The sequence below is a fragment of the Pseudomonadota bacterium genome, assembly GCA_010028905.1.
Taxonomy (GTDB): domain Bacteria; phylum Vulcanimicrobiota; class Xenobia; order RGZZ01; family RGZZ01; genus RGZZ01.
The window spans coordinates 1-3377 of record RGZZ01000513.1 but is presented as its reverse complement, the minus strand read 5'-3'; the positions used below and the strand labels follow the sequence as shown (position 1 = coordinate 3377).

Genomic DNA, 3377 nt, shown 5'->3' with positions numbered 1-3377 from the left:
CGCGCAGCGCGCGCTCGATGAGCTGCTTCAGATCGTCGAGGCCATGGGCCTCGAGGGTGACCACGCGGCAGCGCGAGATGAGCGGTCCGATGACTGAGAACGACGCGTTCTCGGTCGTTGCGCCCAGCAGCACGATGGTGCCGTTCTCGACGTAGGGCAGAAACGCATCTTGCTGCGCTTTGTTGAATCGGTGAATCTCGTCGACGAACACCACCGTGGCATGCCCCGTCTCGCGCAGGGTCTTCTGGGCTTCGGCAAAGATGGCGCGGGCATCGGCGATGCCGCTCGTCACCGCCGAGAGGAAGCGCGACGGTAGCCCCCAGTGGTCCATGAGGAAGCGCGCCAGGGTCGTCTTTCCGCTGCCCGGTGGTCCCCAGAAGATGAGTGAGAGGGGCTGCTTCTGCTCGATGAAGCGGCGCAGCAGGGTGCCTTCGCCCACCACGCGCTCGGCCCCCACGATCTCGTGGAGGGACCGCGGACGCATGCGCTCGGGCAGGGGAGAGCGACGCCCGGCCTCGGCGGGAGCAGGTTGCGCAGGCCGGCGCGCGGGGGCGCGCTGCGGCGTGACGGGTGGCCTGTCAGAAGTCGTGGAGGCACCCACGCGATCGCTACCGCCCCCCCCGCTGCGCTGTCCGGGAATGCTCCATGGCGCGCCCGGTCGTGGCTCTGAGAAGAGCGGGCGCGAAGCGTCGGCCTGCGCTTTCACCTCGAAATCAGTCCCCGCGAACAGGTCTCCCTGGTCACCTTCGTCTGTGAATCTCGACACGGCGTCTCGGGTTCGGTGCTCTGCCCCATCGCCCCTGCGCCTCGCTCGCACCAGAGCCGAGCCGTGCGGCCTGGGCGACCATCGCATCCGGGTATACGTCAGTCTCTCGTCGCTCTCGCTCTACAGGAGTGCCTGCCTCGGCCTGTGAATCGTACGTTCACGAGCCTCCTGCCGAGGCCGACGCAGATGAGAGGCGACGCAATGTCTGAAGGCTACGACGTACTGATCGTGGGGGGCGGCCACAACGGTCTGGTTGCCGCTTCGTATCTCGGGCGGGCGGGCATGTCGGTGCTGGTTCTCGAGCGCAGCGCCCAGCCGGGCGGCGCCTGCATCACGCAGGAGATCGCGCCCAACGTGCGCACATCGACCGGGGCGCATCTGTTCCGCGCCCTGTCGCCCCAGATCGTCGAGGAACTGGGGCTCACCGAACGTGGGCTCGAGCTCTACGCGCGCGACGAGGCCACGTTCATGCCGCTTCCCGATGGCGGCCACGTCATGCTCTATGCCGACGAGAAGCGCACCATGGCCGAGCTGGCTCGGCACGCGCCGCGTGACGCCGAGGGATTCGTTCGCCTGCAGGCCTGGCTCGACCGCATCTCGCACCGGCTCTCGCCCTGGTCGATGCACGCGCCACCCTCCATGGAAGACCTGTCTCGCGCCTTCAGCGGTCGAGAGGGCGAGATGATGCTGCGTGATCTGCTGTTCTCGAGCGTGCAAGAGCTGATGGATGAGTACTTCGAGACCCCGCAGGTGAAGGCGGTGTTCGGCGTCGACGGCATCGTCGGCACCTTCGCCGGACCGCGCACGCCAGGAACGGCCTACGGCCTCATCCATCGCCTCACCGACACGGCCGCGGGCGTGCGTGGGCAGTGGGGATTGATTCGCGGCGGCTTCGGCTCGCTCACCCGTGCCCTCGTCGAGAGTGCAAAGTCGCATGGGGCCGAGATTCGCACCGACGCGCAGGTGGTGGCCATCGAGGTAGACGACGGGCGGGTCAAGGGCGTGCGCCTGCTCGACGGCGAGGTGATCGAGGCGCGCTTCGTCATGTCGAGCGCCGATCCGCGCACCACCTTCCTGCGCCTGGTGTCGCGCGAGCACCTGTCGGCGAGCTTCGTGTCGCGGGTCGAGCAGGCGCCCATGCAGGGCTACGGGATGAAGATGCACCTGGTGCTGAACGAGCTCCCGGACTTCTCGGCCGTTCCCGGCACCGCGCCGGCCTCGCACCATCGGGCGCGACTCGTCATCGCCCCGTCGCTCGACTACATGCATCAGGCCTATGGCGATGGACGGGTGGGACGCTTCTCGACCCAGCCCATCATCGACGGCATCATCCCTACCCTCGACGACCCGAGCCTTGCCCCCGATGGCCAGCATGTGCTCTCGCTCTGGGTGCAGTTCGCGCCCTACCATCTGGCCGAGGGGAACTGGATGGATCTGGGCGAACCCGCCGCCGACGCCGTGGTCGAGCTGCTTGCGCGGTATGCGCCGAACCTGCCGGGCGCCATTGCAGCGCGACACGTCCTCACGCCGCTGGCCATCGAGGAGCAGTTCGGCATGGCGTGGGGACACCCCGACCACGGCGAGATGCGCCCGGGCTCGGTGATGTCGTTTCGCCCCGTGCCCGGCTGGTCGCGCTATCGCACGCCGGTCGAGGGGCTCTACATGTGCGGCGCTGGCGCGCATCCCGGGGGCGGCGTGAGTGGAAACCCGGGCCGCAACGCTGCCTACGCCCTGCTCGACGACCTCGACTCTGATGAGTCTGGCGGCTGAGGCGGAGAGGTCTTCACGCGTGCTACCGCCGTCTCACCCCAGGCCAGGGCTCGCCCTGCCGCTACGCGCGGCCTGACGAATCTGCCACCGATGCGTCGAGCACGTGAAAGTAGACCGTGTTGCGTCCCCACGTCATGGGCAGGGTGAGCTTCTCCACCATCTTCCAGGGCGGCAGCAGGGGCTGGCTCAGGGTGATGAAGCGCAGGGGCCGTTTCGCGCTCGAAGCCTGACGCGCCACCTTCTCGGCCACGGTGTCGATGATGTCTCGCTCGAACGTGGTGGCGGCGGCGTAGAAGACGGTTCCCTGAGAGAGGTCGGCGTCGACGAAGTTCTCGTGGCGCAGCGTGACGCGGTCGTCGATGCCCAGCCGCCGCGCGATGACGTTGCCGCGCTCGACGAAGGTGGGCAGGGCGTCGATGCCCACGGCGCTCAGGGGCCACTCGAGGGCCGCCGCCATGACGGCGATGCCGCGGCCGCAGCCGAGGTCGATGAGGGTGTCTTCCGGCGAGATGCCCACGCGGGCGAGCATGGCCAGCATGGTGAATGCGGGCGTCTCGCCGTACACCAGCTGCATCTCGGATAGACCGGTGGCGGGCGCCTCGCGGGTGACCACCCGCCACGCGCTGTCGAAGGTGTAGGCGCGGGTCATCGCCAGGTGCAGGCGCCAGTACCATCCGCGTCGCCCCAGACGGGCCATCTCGCTGAGGTTCAGCGCCAGCTCCCAGGTCACCATCGAGAAGAGGGCTCGCATGGGCGAAGGCTTCGGGTGCGGTGCGGCGGGTCCTGCGGTCTGTGGGTTGGCTGGGGCTTCGGTGGTGCGGTGCGGCGGGTCTTGTGGCGT

3 protein-coding genes are annotated in these 3377 nt (G+C 68.6%); 1 reads left to right on the top strand and 2 read right to left on the bottom strand.

Going from position 1 to position 3377, the window contains the following annotated elements; translation table 11 throughout:
- Positions 1 to 766 (bottom strand): AAA family ATPase (locus tag EB084_22085; GenBank protein ID NDD30954.1); only part of this gene is annotated, 766 nt, incomplete at its 3' end.
- A gap of 186 nt (positions 767 to 952) precedes the next feature.
- Here EB084_22085 and EB084_22080 point away from each other — a divergent pair.
- Positions 953 to 2536 carry an NAD(P)/FAD-dependent oxidoreductase gene (locus tag EB084_22080; protein ID NDD30953.1) on the top strand — a complete coding sequence of 528 codons (1584 nt, stop codon included), beginning with the start codon at positions 953 to 955 and terminating at the stop codon, positions 2534 to 2536.
- Between the two features lie 61 nt (positions 2537 to 2597).
- Here EB084_22080 and EB084_22075 read toward each other — a convergent pair whose 3' ends face one another.
- Positions 2598 to 3287, bottom strand: coding sequence for a hypothetical protein (locus EB084_22075; protein ID NDD30952.1), 690 nt, complete (start codon positions 3285 to 3287; stop codon positions 2598 to 2600).
- Between the last annotated feature and the right edge of the window lie 90 nt (positions 3288 to 3377).

What these genes read in the sequence shown, in the direction of transcription:
- EB084_22080 (NDD30953.1), top strand. Translation starts at nt 953, where the DNA reads ATGAGAGGCGACGCAATGTCTGAAGGCTACGACGTACTGATCGTGGGG.
- EB084_22075 (NDD30952.1), bottom strand. Translation starts at nt 3,287, where the DNA reads ATGCGAGCCCTCTTCTCGATGGTGACCTGGGAGCTGGCGCTGAACCTC.